15 protein-coding genes and 1 tRNA gene are annotated in these 17,497 nt (G+C 58.4%); 8 read left to right on the top strand and 8 right to left on the bottom strand.

All coding sequences use genetic code 11. The features are described 5' to 3' along the window. The first annotated feature begins 275 nt into the window (after positions 1-275). A complete protein-coding gene (locus tag FLG15_RS08975; RefSeq protein WP_057677509.1) occupies positions 276-827 on the top strand; it encodes a CPBP family intramembrane glutamic endopeptidase in 552 nt (183 codons plus the stop codon). A gap of 299 nt (positions 828-1,126) precedes the next feature. On the opposite strand, the gene FLG15_RS08970 is transcribed toward FLG15_RS08975, so the two are convergent. Next, positions 1,127-3,361: a methyl-accepting chemotaxis protein gene (locus tag FLG15_RS08970; RefSeq protein WP_150145887.1), complete on the bottom strand. Its 2,235-nt coding sequence runs from the start codon at positions 3,359-3,361 to the stop codon at positions 1,127-1,129. Positions 3,362-4,414: 1,053 nt separating this feature from the next. Further along, a tRNA-Arg gene (locus FLG15_RS08965) sits at positions 4,415-4,491 on the bottom strand. Positions 4,492-4,520: 29 nt separating this feature from the next. Here FLG15_RS08965 and FLG15_RS08960 point away from each other — a divergent pair. From FLG15_RS08960 to FLG15_RS08945, 4 genes are all read left to right on the top strand, one after another. Then, positions 4,521-5,936: a site-specific integrase gene (locus tag FLG15_RS08960; RefSeq protein WP_150145884.1), complete on the top strand. Its 1,416-nt coding sequence runs from the start codon at positions 4,521-4,523 to the stop codon at positions 5,934-5,936. A 65-nt stretch (positions 5,937-6,001) separates the two neighbouring features. Further along, positions 6,002-6,994 (top strand): hypothetical protein, encoded by a 993-nt coding sequence (locus tag FLG15_RS08955; RefSeq protein WP_150145882.1) that lies wholly within the window; start codon positions 6,002-6,004, stop codon positions 6,992-6,994. Between the two features lie 110 nt (positions 6,995-7,104). Continuing rightward, positions 7,105-7,932: a hypothetical protein gene (locus tag FLG15_RS08950; RefSeq protein ID WP_150145879.1), complete on the top strand. Its 828-nt coding sequence runs from the start codon at positions 7,105-7,107 to the stop codon at positions 7,930-7,932. 48 nt (positions 7,933-7,980) lie between these two features. Then, a protein-coding gene (locus tag FLG15_RS08945; protein ID WP_223842567.1) for an IS3-like element ISXcd1 family transposase occupies positions 7,981-9,068 on the top strand; the annotation gives its coding sequence in 2 pieces (ribosomal slippage) (positions 7,981-8,233 and positions 8,233-9,068; 1,089 coding nt in all). Between the two features lie 256 nt (positions 9,069-9,324). On the opposite strand, the gene FLG15_RS08940 is transcribed toward FLG15_RS08945, so the two are convergent. From FLG15_RS08940 to FLG15_RS08915, 6 genes are all read right to left on the bottom strand, one after another. Then, the gene (locus tag FLG15_RS08940; protein WP_150145877.1) at positions 9,325-10,272 is read right to left on the bottom strand and encodes a hypothetical protein; all 948 of its coding nucleotides are present in this window, start codon (positions 10,270-10,272) and stop codon (positions 9,325-9,327) included. 48 nt (positions 10,273-10,320) lie between these two features. Continuing rightward, entirely contained in the window at positions 10,321-10,752 is a 432-nt protein-coding gene (locus tag FLG15_RS08935) for an HIT family protein (RefSeq protein WP_150145875.1), read from the bottom strand. Beyond that, positions 10,752-11,630 carry a macro domain-containing protein gene (locus FLG15_RS08930; protein WP_370512617.1) on the bottom strand — a complete coding sequence of 293 codons (879 nt, stop codon included), beginning with the start codon at positions 11,628-11,630 and terminating at the stop codon, positions 10,752-10,754. The genes FLG15_RS08935 and FLG15_RS08930 overlap by 1 nt, the downstream gene beginning before the upstream one ends. Then, positions 11,611-12,120: a TIR domain-containing protein gene (locus FLG15_RS08925; protein WP_150145871.1), complete on the bottom strand. Its 510-nt coding sequence runs from the start codon at positions 12,118-12,120 to the stop codon at positions 11,611-11,613. Before FLG15_RS08925 ends, FLG15_RS08930 begins: the two co-directional genes overlap by 20 nt. Before the next feature lie 17 nt (positions 12,121-12,137). Continuing rightward, positions 12,138-12,941: a toll/interleukin-1 receptor domain-containing protein gene (locus FLG15_RS08920; RefSeq protein ID WP_370512616.1), complete on the bottom strand. Its 804-nt coding sequence runs from the start codon at positions 12,939-12,941 to the stop codon at positions 12,138-12,140. Positions 12,942-13,550: 609 nt separating this feature from the next. Next, the gene (locus FLG15_RS08915; protein WP_150145867.1) at positions 13,551-14,027 is read right to left on the bottom strand and encodes a hypothetical protein; all 477 of its coding nucleotides are present in this window, start codon (positions 14,025-14,027) and stop codon (positions 13,551-13,553) included. A gap of 387 nt (positions 14,028-14,414) precedes the next feature. Here FLG15_RS08915 and amaB point away from each other — a divergent pair, with 387 nt between their 5' ends. From amaB to FLG15_RS08895, 3 genes are all read left to right on the top strand, one after another. Continuing rightward, the gene (gene amaB, locus FLG15_RS08910) at positions 14,415-15,947 is read left to right on the top strand and encodes an L-piperidine-6-carboxylate dehydrogenase (RefSeq protein WP_057677508.1); all 1,533 of its coding nucleotides are present in this window, start codon (positions 14,415-14,417) and stop codon (positions 15,945-15,947) included. A gap of 495 nt (positions 15,948-16,442) precedes the next feature. Then, complete coding sequence (locus tag FLG15_RS08900; protein ID WP_011347158.1) at positions 16,443-16,727, top strand: DUF4190 domain-containing protein; 285 nt, start codon at positions 16,443-16,445, stop codon at positions 16,725-16,727. Positions 16,728-16,729: 2 nt separating this feature from the next. After that, complete coding sequence (locus tag FLG15_RS08895; protein WP_057677507.1) at positions 16,730-17,497, top strand: class I SAM-dependent methyltransferase; 768 nt, start codon at positions 16,730-16,732, stop codon at positions 17,495-17,497.

Genomic DNA, 17,497 nt, shown 5'->3' with positions numbered 1-17,497 from the left:
GAATAATCGGAGTCGCGCATCGATTTTGCATACTCCAGGTTCGCGCTGAGACAAGTGCTGAAAAGTCATCGTGTCGTATGGCACGGTCTTGCCGATCGACAGCTCGCTACTATCAAATGCCCGTGGCGTATCCGGTCGACATGTCTCAATCAAAGTGGTCTGCTCTTGCTAGTCGCAATGCCTCGTCCGTTCTAAACCATCCACTCGCCAGGCTGGCGATAATCTGCGTCGTGATGGCGCTTGCCTACATCCCTTGGCTGCCCTTCCCTTGGCGAATGCCAGTGGTTGGCCTAATCGGGGCCACACTTGTTTGGCAAGAGACCCACAGCCGTTGGGCCTGCGGCCTGAGCTGGCAACGGCTTGGTCCAACAATTGGGTGGACCGCTGTCCTGGCGCTGCTGGTCACCGCTCTCATCACGCCAATTTTTCAGCCGCTCATCGACTACCTGACAGGCACGAAGACCGACTACAGCGCCTATGGCGCGCTTCGCCATAACGCACCGGCTGCACTGCAGCTAATCGGCTATGCGTGGATCAGCGCAGCCATCGGTGAGGAACTGGTGTTTCGAGCATTCTTGATGCATCAACTGGAGGCTTTGTTCAAGCGCAGCAGTCTCGGCCGCCTCACTGCAGCCAGTGTCGGCGGTGTCGTGTTTGGCGCCATGCATGCGAGCCAAGGCATCTCGGGAATCGTGCTGACGGGTATTGTGGGCGCAGCATTCGGCTATGCGTATCTGCGCTCAAACCGCAATCTGCTGGCACTCATCCTGGCACACGCACTCGTCGATACTTGGGGCGTCACGACGCTCTATCTTGGGTGGTATTGACTGCCTCATGCGTCGGCCCACACACGGCACATCAGGCGGCGGCATGGGATCCCCTCGAACTCGACTCGGATCCGTGGGGTAATCCCCATGCCCGCCCCCGGCAGCCGCACTGGCTGGCCCTGCCCCTGCCCCTGCCCCTGCCGCCACCAGGATGATGTCGAGTCGCGGCACACGCATCCAGCACCACCACACCTGGTGGCACGGACCTCAATCGATGCATATGTTCGGCTGGCGACGGCCTAAGGGCGTCTGCCCCATCGTTGCGACAGACGCCCTTCGAGCTGCGCTATGGACGCCTTCTAGTATTCTTTCCAACCACTTCCGCCAGCACTAGTGGTCACTACGCGAGAATTGGTACGCGCCGAGCGGTCTGACCGTGCCTTGGCGGCTGGGGACGGCGTAAGGGATCTGACAAGTTCTCTGGCGGAGGCAATGTGGTCATCGTCAGTCTTGAATACGGCAACTGCCTGGGTCAACTGCATGGCCTGCTCTTCAAGCGAGCGCGCAGCAGCGGTGGCTTCCTCGACCAGAGCGGCGTTCTGCTGGGTGCTCTCGTCCATCTGGGTAACGGCCCGGTTGACCTGTTCGATACCGGCCGATTGCTCCTGCGAAGCTGCAGAAATCTCACCCATCAGGTCGGTGACCCTCTGCACGCTGGAGACGATTTCGCCCATGGTTTTGCCTGCGGTGTTGACCAACGCGGAACCCTCAGCCACACGCTGCACGGAGTCCTCGATGAGTTCCTTGATCTCCTTGGCCGCACCGGACGAGCGTTGCGCGAGGGTACGCACTTCCGAGGCAACCACAGCAAAGCCGCGGCCCTGATCGCCGGCGCGCGCCGCCTCTACCGCCGCGTTCAGGGCCAGGATGTTGGTCTGGAAGGCGATGCCGTCGATGACGGAGATGATGTCGGCAATTTTCTTGGACGAGGCTTCGATGCCAGACATGGTCGCGACCACTTTACCCACGACCGCACCGCCCTGGGCCGCCACACTGGCAGCTCCGAGCGCCAACTGGTTGGCCTGGCGGGCACCTTCGGCATTCTGCTTGACGGTAGAGGTGAGTTGCTCCATCGAAGCCGCGCTTTCTTCCAGATTGGCGGCCTGTTGTTCAGTGCGCTGGGACAGATCCTGGTTGCCGGCGGCAATCTCGCTGGCCGCACCTTTGATCGACACTGCCGAGGCCTTGATGCTGCTGACGATATCGGCCAACTGCGTCGCAGTGGCGTTGGCATCGTCGCGCATCTGCGCAAACACGCCGCGAAATTCACCGCTCATGCGTGCAGTCAAGTCGCCGGCGGCGATCGACTGCAACAGGTTGGACAACGACTGCAAGTTACCGTCAGCGGTCGCCATCAACGTGTTCAGGCTCTCCACCATCACACGGAAGTCGTATTGGAATTGCTCGGCATTACCGCGTGCAGCAAAATCACCACTAGCGGCAGCCTGCGCCAGGTGCTTGATCTCATGATTCATCGTGGACAAGTTTTGCTTGACATGCTGCATGGCAGAGGTGATGGCGGCTTTCTCGCCGGGCAATTGCGGCATATCCTCGCTCAGGTCACCGATGGCATAACGTTCGATCAAATGCACGGTCTGCATCTTGACGTTGATATGGGCGGCGACCAGCTCGTTGGTCTCGTTGGCAATCAGACCGTATTCGCCGGGAAATGCGGCGGCATCGATCCGGAAACTGATCTGACCTTCGTTGTGGCGCCTGACTATTTCGCCTTGCGCGGCTAGCAAACTGCGCAGCTGTTGCTGCATCTTATGCATGGCGGTAAGCAATCGACCTGTTTCGTCGCCGAAACGCGTTTCCACATCGTTGTCCAGCTTGCCACTTGCAATCCACTCAGCGGCACGGGTGGCGCGGCCAAGCGGTTGCGTCAAGCTCAACGTAATGAAATATGCCAACGACATGCTGACCGCGATGACCATGCCACCACCTGCTAGCAGCACGATCTTGCCTTGATGCATCGCCGCCATTGCATCATTGTAGGAGCCGCTGGTCTGTTTTTCCTGCAACGCGACATTTTCAGCGATTTTACCTTGCCAATTCAGCATCGCTGGACGGGCAGTCTCACTTAAGAAAGCTTCCGCTTCGGCGTTCTTGTTGGCCACCGCCAACGCGATCACCTGATCGTTCAAGCCACGCGAAATCTCACGAGCGCTATCGATTTCGGCACGTATCTTTCGCTCAGCCACCGATGGCGTAGACGCATCGAGCGCTTTTCGCATTTCCGCATAGCGCTGCCGCTCTGCCTTGATGGTCGCCAAGGCCTCTTCGTTGAGCTCGTCGGAGGTCACCATCGCCAGCGTTCCGAGCGCGACGAAAATCGTCGCGTTCGCGTCGGCCATCGCGTTACTTAGACGCATCTTCTCAACGTTCACCTTGACGATACGGTCCAGCTCGGTACGAGCGCGGCCCATGCTGTAGAGCCCGACGCCAACAAGCAAGCACGAAAGCAAGATCAAGATGCCGAACGCCGCTCCCAGGCGTCGGCCAACGTTGAAGCGCTGCAGGAATGTATTCATCACAAGTCTCGGATGTCTGATCGACGCATCTCAGAAAACATCGCGCGGGGAGCGTCTAGCCGCGATTCCAATAGCGGCCCAGGCATCTGGAAATTTGATACCTCTTTTGCAAAATTTTATAGGTGGATACGCAGAATAATTAACTGGACCACGCGCTTAATAATTTTCCGACAAATTAAACCCGACTCAAGCATTCGCCACATAAGACAGGGGCGCCCCCAACCCTTCATTTAAAAGCCTTGCCCTGCCAGAATTTTTTCGAGCCGCCTGGACAGGAACTAGGCACCCTCGTGGGTGCTCGCGCCCTTCCCAAGGACGGCGACAAAGGTCCACACCGGCTAGTCACGCCTGGCAACGGTCGGGGCTGCGCTTGACGCGTGCGGGGTCTAGTCCCTACGTGGGTAGACTTCGCTGAGCGCAGCATCGCTGCGTCGCCGCAATCGGGAACGGGCAAGCTTGGAACCGCTCATCAAGACCTGCAGTGTTGGATCTGGGGCGGCAAAGAACAGCCGTCTCCTGCATTCTCCGCGACGGCCATGACGTCGAAGGCCGCCCTCGCTCAGAGATGCGTGGGCCACTCGTTACTGCCGGGCGCTGGAAAAGATTCGCAACAACGCCTGACCCATAGTGTGGAGACGTCCAACGACGTGCTTTCCCCTTTAGTGCGCTCCAGTGAGGATTCCAGACACGCTGAGCCGTCTTCTCAGACAGGCAATGCCCGAATGCAGGCAAATCTGCCCAACTCGAAAACCATAAGCATTCAGGCAGGCCGAAGCGGGAGACGAGCCAGGGCACGAATTCGCAATCGCACTGGTATCCAGGATGTCCAGTTCCATGGATACCTGCCTATAGGCCAAATCCGCCGATGCGTGTTCGCGCTCGGCAATTGCTTGCTGGTGACCCCGGCCCGATTCGAACGGGCGACCTTCCCCTTAGGAGGGACAACGTCGCTACACTAAGACCCAAGCAGGACAAGGCTTTGCGTTGAAGTCCAGCCTGACTGTGGCGAGTCTGTGGTAACCACCGGCCTACTCATGCCGATTGTCAAAAAAGTGGTGACCCCGGCTGGGTTCGAACCAGCAACCTCGTCCTTAGGAGGGACGCGCGCTATCCAATTGTGCCACGGGGCCATCCGTCTAAGGATACAGGGAGACGCTAAGTGAGCAAAGCCAAAGCAGCTGTCAAGCCGGGGCGCACCAAGACCTTCAATGGCACGCTTCCGCGCGGCATCAAAGCCTCCCAGGCCGTTAGCTCTGTGGCGGGCGTGACGCTCAGGACGGACGGGCAGCTGAGGTGGGAGGCGCGTATCCGGAGGTCCCTCGACGGTCAGGCGTTGAAGTTCCCGCTGGTGCGCTACCCCGTCGACCCCAAGGCGCCCCCGAACACTCAGCATCACATCGATGCTGCTCGGCTCATGGCCGAGGCCTATGTCCGCCGAGAACACGCCTCCTTGGAGCTTCGGCAAACGCCCTACGCGCACACGGCAGAGGCCTGGACCTTCGGGCATCTGCTGCGCCGGTTTGTCCAAGAAATCGATGATGGGCTGATCAAGCACGCGTCGGTAAGAACCGACCACTCCAATGCCCATCTCTTCTTGGGAGGCGGCAACGGTCTTGGATTGAGCCAGACCGGCATGCCCCACCTCACCCGCAAGCTGGCCAAGGATTTGACTCAGGATGACTTCCTGGGGCGCCATGCCAGCTCGTTCGTGAACTCATACATCAAGGTCAAGCGAGACGGCACCACGCTCCCGATGGCCCAGGGGAGCAAAAAGCGAGCCCTGACCACGATCCGGAACCTTTTTCGGATTGCGCACGAGACCTGGCAGATCGATCTGCGCTCGCCGATCAAGAGCTTGAAATCCCTCAACTCGGACGACTCGCGCGACCGGACGCTCACCGAGGAGGAATGGAACGCCATCGTTGCGCAGCTGGATGCTGGGCGGACCGATCCGGCAACGGCCGATGTCATTCGCTTTGCGCGCATGACCGCAGCCCGTCGCTCCGAATGCGTGAAGCTCGATTGGGCGGACATCAACTTCAAGAAAAAGACCGCCCGACTTCGCGAGACCAAGGCCAAGAATGGCAAATACAATGAGCGCGTGATCCCGCTGACCTCAGAGCCCATGGCCTTGATCGCTGCGCGCTTTGAAGCCAGCGAAACAAAGAAAGGAGCGGTCTTTGTGAGTTCACGCGGCAAGCGTATTCGGGCAGACACCGTCACTCAGGCCTGGGATCGGGTGCGTGGGCAGGTAGCCGAGAAGCTCGGTGACCCAGAGATCCTGACCGCGCGCATGCATGACCTCCGCCATACCCGCATCACCGAAATGGGACATCACCTCAACCCAGCGGAGGCGGCCAGGATCTCGGGGCATAAGGACTTGAAGACCTTCATGCGCTACTTCAACCCGGACCCCGTCGCCTTGGGCAAGAAGCTGGAACAGCTTGAACGCCAGGGCGGTGCAGGCACCGGTGTGGACGATGTCGTGAAGCAACTCCTGGGGCTGAGCACTGAGGACATGGCGTCGGCAGTAGCGCTAGCCTTCCAGGCACGGGCAAAATTGAGCCCAACATAATTTATTTGTATCTGCATCATGTTTTTCTGTAATTTCACCTCTATTTCAAGTGATATGAAAACCCAATGCTACATCTTCTCGAAACCCCGTCAGACATTAAGGCCGCTGAAAGAGATTTGATTGAAACCTTGTCTAATAAATTTCCCGACAAAACAGTGAAGAATATTGGCTTTCCTGGCGGGACCGATTTCGGAGTCCGCATCAACACGGATGGACGACTATGGTTCTATACACGGCCCTTGGACGACGAAACCTCAACGCCAAGGCAAGCAAATTGGTTTGGATTGTTTTCCACCAGAAAAAGCATGAATATCACCGTGGAAATTAATGTTGCAAGAAGTGGAACATCCGCTCGCGCCGCAGGATTTTTCGCGCGGGATGATGCCTCCGGCAAAGCTTTCTTGCTGCACTCCGGTAAAGTCGGCGGCGGGCAAAGAGGAGTCGGCAAGACTGCATTTCTTGCTTGGAGCAAGCTTCCACTCACGCCTGTCGCCCTCTCCAATGGGATGATCCGGGATGGTTTTGTAGTCACCGCCACACGGTCGGAAGCTTGTAGCACCTCAATAGACCGTTATATCGATTGTATTGCGCAGTTCAAGACCGAGGTGCGAGAAGGGCTGCTAAAAAGCCCCTCGTTTCAGCGCGACCTCAAAGAATGGACTGACTATTACCGCGAGAACAGCGGCCCCCGCTCAGGACTCCGAAATGCCGAGTTCGATTTCATATCGCGCCATGGTGATGTCGTTGAAGCTCTTAAAATTTGGCGGGAAGCAAAAGGAATATTCAAAAAAGATCGGATTGTCAAAAATGTGTTGTTTGATCTTGGAGTTGAAAGCGAAGGAAAACTGACGGAGATCTATGAAGTCAAGACATCCACCCTTCGAGCCGACCTTTACCAAACAATTGGGCAATTACTCTGCCACTCCACCATTCATACCAAGCATCTTTTTGCAGTAGTTCCAAATGGTCACATCTCCCCGGACCTACTAAAAACATTCAGCCAGCTCAACATCCAGCTCATTCGATTTGACCTTACCTCAAAGGGAGTGGCTTTCTAAAATCCGTACGATTAATTTAAATAAAGCCCACAACCCTGACCCGGCGGACCTGACTCAAAGACAACTAAGCGCTAAGCTATGGTCCTCAGCACCAACCAAGGCTTCTTCGCATGGCCCTTCTTCTCCACCCTACTCTCAAAGCGCTTGCCACCAACTGCGCGGAATGGATGGAACATGCAAAGAGCAAAGGTGAGCCTGAGCGCTCCCTACGGGAACTGGAAGCATATCTTGCTGTTTCTAGCGTATTGCCTCCTCGGGTAGGACATCCACTTTGGGACATTGCTCACTACTACGCAATGAGCACCTGCGATGCTTGGTTTAGGGAAGATGCGGAAGCTGCGGGACAATTTTTAAACTGGACTATGGCATTCAGATCGCTGCGTTTCCGGCTGGACGGGACATTTAGTGCAATGAATCCAGCACGCGGCAACTGGCCTACCGAGTATCGAGACAGTTTGCGCGCGGCAGGACCATCAATGCTCAGTTGGTGGGAAATTGCAAAGGTTGGTGCGCAGCGATACTTAGAGATGGCTGAGAAAGATCAAAAGATTAATAAGCCACCTCAGTCACGCCGCATTGCTCATAATACCCATGATGTATTTTTGATCAATTTATTCTGCCACGGCTTTGGACTTTCTAGTAGCTATCATTCAATAACCCCAGTCGTGCCCGCCTACCAAAGCGTGCTCGACGCCTGGCGCAGCGAAGACAGGGAGACGTTTAGTCGCGCAATGTCCACGGCGGCTAACTTTCATATTGCTCGGTCCAATGACAGCACAGGCTCGGTGTTTTACGAGTTCGATGACTACTTCGACCGCCTCTTCCCTGCCGAATTGCTGACAGTGCAGGCCCTACGCAAGAGGGATGGCTTGCCGGCGTTTGAGACTTCTCATGCTCTCATCGACGCGCCATGGGCCGGTAATCCCCCCACAGGTTAGCTGACGCCAGAAGTGGAATTTTCTCGTACCCTTTTCCGAGGAGGTTCCATGAAGACATCCCGCTTCACCGACAGCCAGATCATTGCCGTCCTCAAGCAGGCCGAGGCCGGCACGCCCGTGCCGGAGTTGTGCCGGGAACACGGCATCAGCTCGGCGACGTTCTACAAGTGGCGCAGCAAGTTCGGCGGCATGGACGCATCGCTGATGTCCCAGCTCAGGGAGCTGCAGGACGAGAACCGGCGCCTGAAGAAGATGTACGCCGATGCCCAGCTCAGCGCCGACCTGCTGAAGGAGGCGATGGCAAAAAAATGGTGAGGCCATCTCAACGCCGGGAGATGGCCCGATGGGCCGTAGATGGTGGCCACACGAACATCCGGCATGCCTGCCGGACCTTTGCGGTGAGCGAGACCTGCTTTCGCTATCAAGCCAAGGCCAGCGAGGAGAACGCCCGGATTGCCGATTGGCTGGTGCGGTTGACCACAACCTATCGTGATTGGGGGTTCGGCCTGTGCTTTCTGCACCTGCGCAACGTGAAGGGCTTTGGCTGGAATCACAAGCGGGTGTACCGCATCTATCGGGAGCTGGAGTTGAACCTGCGGATCAAGCCGAAGAAGCGGCTGGTGCGCGAGCGGCCAGAGCCGTTGGCGGTGCCGGAGACGATCAACCAGGTCTGGTCGATGGATTTCATGCACGACCAGCTGGCCGACGGCCGCAGCTTCCGGTTGTTCAATGTGCTCGATGACTTCAACCGTGAGGGTCTGGGCATCGAGGTCGACTTATCGCTGCCATCGGCCCGGGTGATCCGCTCGTTGGAACAGATCATTGACTGGCGCGGCAAGCCAAACGCCATTCGCTGCGACAACGGCCCGGAGTACATCAGCGGCGCGCTGCTAGCTTGGGCACAGCAGCGCGGGATTCGGATCGAGCACATCCAGCCAGGCAAGCCGCAGCAGAATGCCTATGTCGAACGTTACAACCGCACCGTCCGCTACGCCTGGCTGGCCACAACGTTGTTCGACACCATCGAGCAGGTTCAGGACAAGGCCACGCGCTGGCTATGGACGTACAACCATGAGCGCCCCAACATGGCGCTCGGCGGTATCACGCCAGCAATGAAATTGGCGATGGCCGCCTAGCTCCACTTTTGGCGAACGCTCAAAGCGGGGGGATTACCCTTGGAACGCCCTTGCAAAATGCGGATACCGCCGTTCAGGTCTTCTCAAAAAGTTCGCACGCAGCGGTCGAGACGCTGAGCTTCCAAAACGTGGTTTGGCTCGAATGCTATGTTTCAGCGCTTCTGCATCACCATCCTATTGACGCCAAGAATGCGGCCGATGCGCACCTGCGAGGTGTCCTCAGACACAACATCCGATCATCCGGCGAGATATCGCATTAGCGTAGCCTTGGACCATTTTTTGGTGCCGTCTCGGCTGAGGGATCGGAGGCTGTCTCTGCAGGCTGACTGGCATCAATGTCGGCCGCCGACAGCACGGCGTGACTAACCCTATCCGAGAAACGAGGCTCGCCGAGACCAAAGAGCGAAACAACCGTCAGTTCGTGAAGAAGCTCAGCAAGATCATCGGTGCTTCGCAGGATCCTTTGCCATCCCCCTGTCGAGATGGCCATTGTGTTGATCGCTTCGCTTTTGGTTGGAGAGCCTGCCATCAATGTCTTGATGTAGGCGTTGAACTCAAAAAGGTCGAGGCCCAGTGGATACCAAACATGAGGGCTTGGGGCTGCTCGGTTAGCGACAATCCCTAGATGCTTAAGGTGTGCAGCCCCTACAGTTGCTGCCTGGCAACGATGGAAGGCGATGCTTCCATCAGGAAGCACGCCGTTTGGCGCGTAAGCGAGGTTCAAATTTCCACGCAGCGATTTGACGACACCGCTCAGGCCGTGCTTGTGCAAGCTGCCGTTAAGCACTGCACGCAGATAGGGCTGCAAGCAAAGCTGCTCATCCAAAGCGCCCGGAGAACCGACCTCCCAATAGGCGAAGTGATGGCACCTTGATGACGAAATGACCTGGTTTTCTGCCGAAATGGCAGCCGGGTCACCGTTCCAAGCCTTGGCCATGTCCAAGACAGACGCATACGCGTGCTTCGGGCGCCTAATCCCGCCCCCACGATCCTTCTCCTTCCACTCAGAGGAAAACTTGGAGCTTTGGGGTTTGATCTCGAAGAGGAAGAAGCGGTCGCCGATGGCTGCCGCCAAGTCACCGAGCCGGGCCTCGGCATTGCCTGCCAAATTGATGCCAGCACTCGGCAAGTGGCCGCTTGGCGCGAAGATCCATTGCAAATCCCGCATGGCAATAACCGCCGATACTTCCCAGAGCTCTGCCATCACTGGTTCCTTTCAAGTTTGAGTTTGAACCGACCGATCTTTGAAAAACTAGCTTTCAAGCAGACGCCTGGCAATCGCCTGAGTCGCTTCCAGGGAAAGCTCCTCAACCTCCCCTCGCTCCGTCCCGCCTTCATCGAGCGTGCCAGCCACATGGAAGTGCAGGTGCGAAATGGTCTGGTCGGCGTCGACACCGTTGTTTTGCCACACCGCAATTCCCGGGCGCTGATACGCCCGGTCAATGAGTCTTGCCGCATCGCGCACAGCCAGCATCAGCGCCTCGGCTTCGGACTCATGCAGATCCAACAGGCTTGCTCGGTGTGCAATGGGGATGACAAGCAGGTGCGGCTTACCCCGCTGCTCGCGTGTGACGAGTGTTGCAGTCCAATCATCCCGGCGCAAGATCGTGTAGGGGCGCTTACCACTGAGATAGTCGCAAAAAGCGCACGCATCGTTTTCCGGCAATACCAGCGCCTGGCTCATCACGAACTCCGAAGCGAAGACAAGAAGGCCTGCAACTCTAAGCGGTCCAGTTTCTTGAAGCTGTCTTCTGGAACCACGACTGTCAACTCGTCACTAACCGCTCGCTGACGCGAGGCGAACATGAACGTCAAGATTATGAGGCGGATCGAGTCTTGGGCGGGAAGCCAGCCAGAAGCCCTAGTCGGACCGCCGCCCCAGGGCGTAATAGCGACCGGATCGCAATTTCCTTCAATGACACACGCTTCCCAAAGCTTAACCAAACTCTTGGTCAACATCTCAACCTTGGTCGCTGCATTGTTTGTCTCATTCATCTCGGCATAGGCCGAGAAGAACAATTTGCGCGGCCCGTTTGGCACAGTTGCAACTGTGCCAGTCTCGTAGAGAGCCGTGTTCCCGGGCTTATCGATCTCGCCCACGACGACCTTATTGACCAGTGCAGCGGTTAAATCAGAATTCAACCTCGCTAGGTCCCCGCCATACAACTTATCGATGGCTTGACCAATGAGACTGCTCTTTTTAATGACGTGCGGCGTTTGAGTATCAAAGCTAGTGGTAGCGCCAATGACTAAGTGGCCAGGCTGATCGAAGATATCACCTTTGACGATCTTGATTTTGGTCTTAGGCGATGCGTAGTCACACTCAATCGGACGCGGCCAGGTCAGACCCAACCCGATAAGTGCGCACAACATCAAAGCGACTACAAAGATTGTGCCGCCGCCAAACCAATCAACGTGCTCAGGCCAGAAGGTGACAACCCCTTTGACAACAGCAGTGACCGTGCCCAAGAGCGCGAAGGTTTTGGTCAGCAACTTGCCCCAAAACCGACGTGTCTTCATGTCTTGAAGAAGCTCACTCATGTTACAGACCGAGATCTTCATAGACGCTTGCCGGATACTCATGCGGGCCTTCGCCCTTTTTTCCTGGGTATTTCGGCACATATCTATCCAGCGCATATTTGATGATCGCAGGCTGGAAAGACACCGATACAGTGTAGTAGTTGGCATCGAGTAGCGGTTTGGGGATGAAATTCCGATCCACCTTTCGGTCCCCGTCCAGATTGGCAACCACGATTGGCAAATCAAACTCTTGAATGACCTTGATCTCATGGGCCAGGAATGAGGTGCCGTCGCCCCCCTTCCTGCGACCGTCAGCACTTCCTAAGAGCACGACTTGCTTGGCATTTTTCAGCCGCTCACGAAGCCTTGCCTTGATGGTTTCTGGCAAGCAGCTGTCGCGGGCCTGGAACAGGTCATGGGCATCGTAGAAGTCAAACTCGATTTTATCGTTGTCTTTCCAAGCCTTCATCATATAGTAAGAGCGAATGTTTTCGCTGGCAAAAGCAACATAGGTCTTGTTGCGGTAGCTCATGGCTTCGTCCTTTGAAATTAGACCTCTTGTGGAGCAACTGGGGGCGCTAAGCGATACAACATATCCAGCGCATCCTCGCGCGAGCCGATCGTGAAGGCGGCGCTCCAACGATTGAAGACACTCCGATCAATAGGCGTGAGGTGCTTCACCGGAACTTTGTGAGCTACTACCAGCTCAACGGAGTCCAAGGCATTTTCCATTGAGGCCTTTGCTTCAAGAAGCGCCCGCCGCTTCATGTCTACCGGCTTAGATCGAATGAGCTTGGACAGCACCATCTCGGCAAAGATCCAGGGTGAAGGAGTTGTTTGCGCGAGCTTTTCTTTATCCAGATCCTCGACCGACAATGCTTTGGGTGTGCTCAACAAGAAAAACGCTTCTGTGTCATGCATCATCTGCGCGATAGCCATTACCAACATCATGTGGATGTGGCTGGTGGATAGATTTCTCTTTTTGTAGTCGAAGTATTTCCCATCGTCGGTTTTGCAGTATTGCTTGTCGATCACGTTCAAGAGCACATCAGCGCTTTTCCAGACGACTGAATCAACGAAGACCCGCAGCCCAAAGCGCTCTTCTAGCCAACCTGCCAAGCGCAGAGCGAGTGCCTCGTCGTGGTGCGAATGGGAAATAAAGACATCGGCGGGAACCATGGGAAACCACTCCGCACTCAGGCTGCTCGCACTGATTGCGCCATTCGGGCTGATGAATTGATCCAAGAGGTCGTGCACTTCTTTTTTTTGTCTTGCCGCCGACGACTCACCCCGCGCACGACTACTCTCACTCAGCCCGTCCGGAACTGACACGACTTGAAACCCTCTGAGCACACACCCTCCTTGATCGTCTAGACAGTGCCGGCCATAGGATGCCGCTGCTGTAGCCCCTCTTCAAGCGTCTTACGCCCGTCTGAGTGGCTAGGCGTGTTGCGGCGTAGAAGAAGCGGAAGCTTGGCCAGAGCCTCTGGGGGCTCCTTGCAGCGGCGTAGTGCTGCTCGGTGTGCATGACGGGAGGGCATTGGGCAAGCTTAAGAGTGCCTGGTCTCAAAGGCTGGGACTACATATGGCGCGTGTCATTTGCGTCGATCTCTCGATTTGCGTTAAATGCAACCCCTCGATTTGACAGATGGTATCTTTGCCTTATCGACGGTCATGAACGCACAACGCCAAATCAACTATCGATACACCTGCGCCAGAGTCACTTGCCAACCAGAAGAGTCGCGAGATCGCCAATTGATCGTGCGACTGGTCCTTGAGAATTACGAAGCCGATAGCACGCACCTACCCAAGGCCGTTAAAGCCAAGCTTCGCGGCTACGCGTCTGGAAAGCTCGACTTGGTCGAGACTTGACGATCGAAAGACTCAGGGTGTCTTGCGCAAGTGTCCGTGTTCCAGATGGTTTGTTGGAATTTCGCCAATTTGCGCTTACCCCATGATGCATCAAGAGCTATGTCCCAAGCTTTCGAGCAACACACGCTTATGACGATCCGCCCTTCCTCTTGCGTCGTCGTAGCGAAGCTTACCCAGAACTCGCGCTGCAACTTCGGCCAACTCCACAGCAAGCTCCGCTTCTCCGATCGCTCCCATCACTTGCTCCCAGAAGACTGCCGCACGCACGAAACCCAGACGCGGCCCAATGGCGGATCTTCGTCGCGAGGATGAAGGCGTGATGATGGGGGCGACCGGCTGAGGTGTGGGCGCTGGATCCAAGATTTCAGCCAAAGCTTCGAGCGGCATCTGGATCAATCCGTCGATCTTGCGGGCACCTGGATAGCGCCCTGACTGCATGCCTTCGCGCACGCGTTGCACGACCCCTCTCGTGCTTTGGCCACGAAGCACATGCGCCACTTCATCAGGCCTCAGTGCATAGCGTTGCGGATACAGCTCTCGAAGCGTTTGAAGCGCGCTTGCAGACATGCGAGACGGCCCATCCCTAGACTCATTACATATGTCTTATAGCGCAGCCTAGGAGACCTTGGAAGCCGTGGCAATGCTGTGGCGAACAAGCGCTGTTGGAAGCTGCTTTGGGATGTCTAGACCTGCATCAGGCCCGCCGAACGGGCGACCGCAGGCCTTATTCAACAACAGGTTAGACAAGATAGCGGTGACCGCACAATTCCCCCTCTTCCTTAGGAGGGGGACGCTCTATCCAGCTGAGCTACGGGGCCAAGGCGGCATTGTCGCACGATCGTTGCGATTGCCAAGCCGGTAGGTGGCCGGCGGAGCCTGCTAAAATCGCCGGCTACCGAGTTGCGGGTGGCTCTGCTACCGCGACCGTCACCGTCACCGTTTCCAGGAGATCCCATGTCCGCTGACCTGCTCAAGGCGCTCGACCTCGCTGCGTCCAATTCCGGCACCTATCTTGGCGAGGCGACCTGGTCGCAGGCCACCGGCGCCGGGGTGCTGCAGCCGCTCAATCCGACCACCAACGCGGTGATCGCCGAGGTGCAGGCGACCACGCCGGAAGACTACGAGCTGATCGTCCAGCGCGCGCAGGCCGCCTTCAAGGTTTGGCGGACCACGCCGGCGCCGCGTCGCGGCGAGGCGGTGCGTCTGTGCGGCGAGGCGCTGCGCGCGCACAAGGATGCGCTCGGGTCGCTGGTGGCGCTGGAAATGGGCAAGAGCAAGCCCGAAGGCGACGGCGAAGTGCAGGAGATGATCGACATCGCCGACTTTGCCGTGGGCCAGAGCCGCATGCTCTATGGCTACACCATGCATTCGGAGCGCCCCGGCCACCGCATGTACGAGCAGTACCAGCCTTTGGGCCTGGTGGGCATCATCAGCGCGTTCAACTTCCCGGTGGCGGTGTGGGCGTGGAATGCGTTTCTGGCGGCAATTTGCGGCGATGTCTGCATCTGGAAGCCGTCCAACAAGACGCCGCTGACCGCGATCGCGACGATGAAGATCTGCAACGCGGCACTCAAGGGTGCCGGCTTCCCGGACATCTTCTTCCTGATCAACGATGCCGGCACGGCGCTGTCGGAAAAGCTGGTCGAAGACACCCGCGTGCCGTTGATCAGCTTCACCGGTTCGACCCAGATCGGCCGCGTGGTGGCAGAGAAGGTCGCCCGTCGCCTGGGCCGCTGCCTGCTGGAACTGGGCGGCAACAACGCCATCATCCTTGACGAAACCGCCGACCTGAAGCTGGCCATCCCCGGCATCGTGTTCGGTGCGGTCGGCACCGCCGGGCAGCGCTGCACCACCACGCGCCGCCTGATCGTGCACGCCTCCATCTATGACACCGTGCTGGCCACGCTGGTCAAGGCGTACAAGCAGCTCGACAGCAAGATCGGCGACCCCACCGACCCGGCAAACCTGATGGGCCCACTCAACAGCCAGGGTGCCGTTGCGCAGTTCCTCGACTCGATCGCCAAGGCCAAGGCGGCCGGCGGCACCGTCGAAGTGGGCGGCACGGCGATCGATCGCCCGGGTAACTTCGTGCTGCCGGCCATTGTCACGGGGCTGCAGAACAGCGACGCGGTGGTGCAGCACGAGACCTTCGCGCCGATCCTGTACGTGATGAAGTACAGCACGCTGGATGAAGCGATCGAGCTGCAGAATGGCGTGCCGCAGGGCCTGTCGTCGTCGATCTTCACCCAGAACCTCAAGGCCGCCGAGAAGTTCCTGTCGGCGGCAGGCAGCGATTGCGGCATCGCCAACGTCAATATCGGCACCTCGGGTGCGGAAATCGGCGGTGCGTTCGGCGGCGAGAAGGAAACCGGCGGCGGGCGCGAATCCGGCTCGGATGCGTGGAAGGTGTATATGCGTCGTCAGACCAATACCATCAACTACTCCGATTCGCTGCCGCTGGCGCAGGGCATCAAGTTCGATCTTTGATCCACGTCGCATGGCGCGCCGGGCACATGCTTGGCGCGCCGTGCGGTCGCAACGGGCCTGCTGCAGCGGTCCGCGCGGCATCGCCGACGCACATACCCCGGGGTGTTCCCACTATTGCGGCCGCGGTGCCGCCCGGAAAACATTGGCGGCTGCAGGCGAAGCCCAGCAATCCGGCTCTGTGCAGCGCATGCCACGTCTGCACCGGGCGCAGCGCTCGCCCAGCGGTAAAATGCCGGCGCCACGTGGCACCGGCCCGGCTTGAGCCCGCCGAGCCGCATGGCGCCCGTTCGGCACGCCGTCAGCCAGCGTCCGGCAGCACGCGCCTCGACAGGCATGGCCACGCCCTACCCGCACGCGCGGCGATTTCAGCTCATCGCGCACGCAAAACCAGCCCCGCAACGACGTTTGGCCGCAAACGGCACGCCTTTTGCCCGGCAGCTCTGGGATAATCGTGTGACGCCAGCCTTCGGCTGCCCGCCTTTCAAGGAGTTCATGATGAACGTTGTCGTTCGACAGACCAGCGCCATGGCGATCGTCAGCCTGGTTGCGGGCATTCTCGGCTGGACGCTGATCCCGTTCCTGGGCAGCATCTGCGCCATCATTACCGGGCATCTGGCCCGCGCGGAAATCCGCCGCAACCCCCAGGGCCTGGATGGCGACGGCCTGGCCATCGGCGGCCTCATCATGGGCTGGCTGGCGGTGGCGCTCTGGGTGGTGGGAATCGCGTTTTTCCTGCTGTTCTTCGGCGGAATGGCCTGGCTTGCGGCCGCCAACAGTTGAGCATGGCCACGCCCTCTTCCGCCCAGCGCTTCAACGACCGCGTGGCGGCCTATGTGCGCTACCGGCCCAGTTACCCCCCGCAGTTGCTGCGCTGGCTGCATGACGAACTGGGCGTGACGCCCGCAACGGCAGTGGCCGACATCGGCGCCGGCACCGGCATTTCCAGCCGCCTGTTTCTGGAAGCCGGGCATGCGGTGACGGCGGTGGAGCCCAACCAGGCCATGCGCGAAGCCGCGCTGCAGTGGCTGGCGGAATTTCCAAAGTTTCAGGCGATCGACGGCACCGCCGAAGCCACCGGGCTGGCCGATGCCAGCGTGGGCTTGGTGTCTGCGGCACAAGCATTCCACTGGTTCGACATGCACGCGGTACGCGAGGAATGGGCGCGCATCCTGCAACCCGGCGGGCTGGCGGTGGTGTACTGGAATTCGCGCGAACTGGACAGCACCGCGTTCCTGCGCGGCTACGAGCAGCTGCTGCTGGATTACGGCACCGACTATTCCGCAGTGGCCGAGCGGTATCAGGACGACGCCACCATGCAGGCGTGGTTCGGCGAAGGCTTCCGCGCGATGGCCCGCTTCCCGAATGTGCAGCGGCTGGACTTCGAGAGCTTGCGCGGCCGCCTGCTGTCGTCCTCGTACGCCCCGCTTGCGCACGACCCACGTCATGCCCCGATGCTCGCCGCACTCCGCACGTTGTTCGATGCGTCTGCGCACGACGGGCTGATCGACTTCCAATACCAAACCCGCGTGTTCGCCGGGAGATTGAACTGA

The sequence above is a fragment of the Xanthomonas phaseoli pv. dieffenbachiae genome, from assembly GCF_008639345.1.
Taxonomy (GTDB): domain Bacteria; phylum Pseudomonadota; class Gammaproteobacteria; order Xanthomonadales; family Xanthomonadaceae; genus Xanthomonas; species Xanthomonas phaseoli.
The sequence above is the reverse complement of the archived record's forward strand: the minus strand, read 5'-3'. Positions and strand labels throughout refer to the sequence as shown.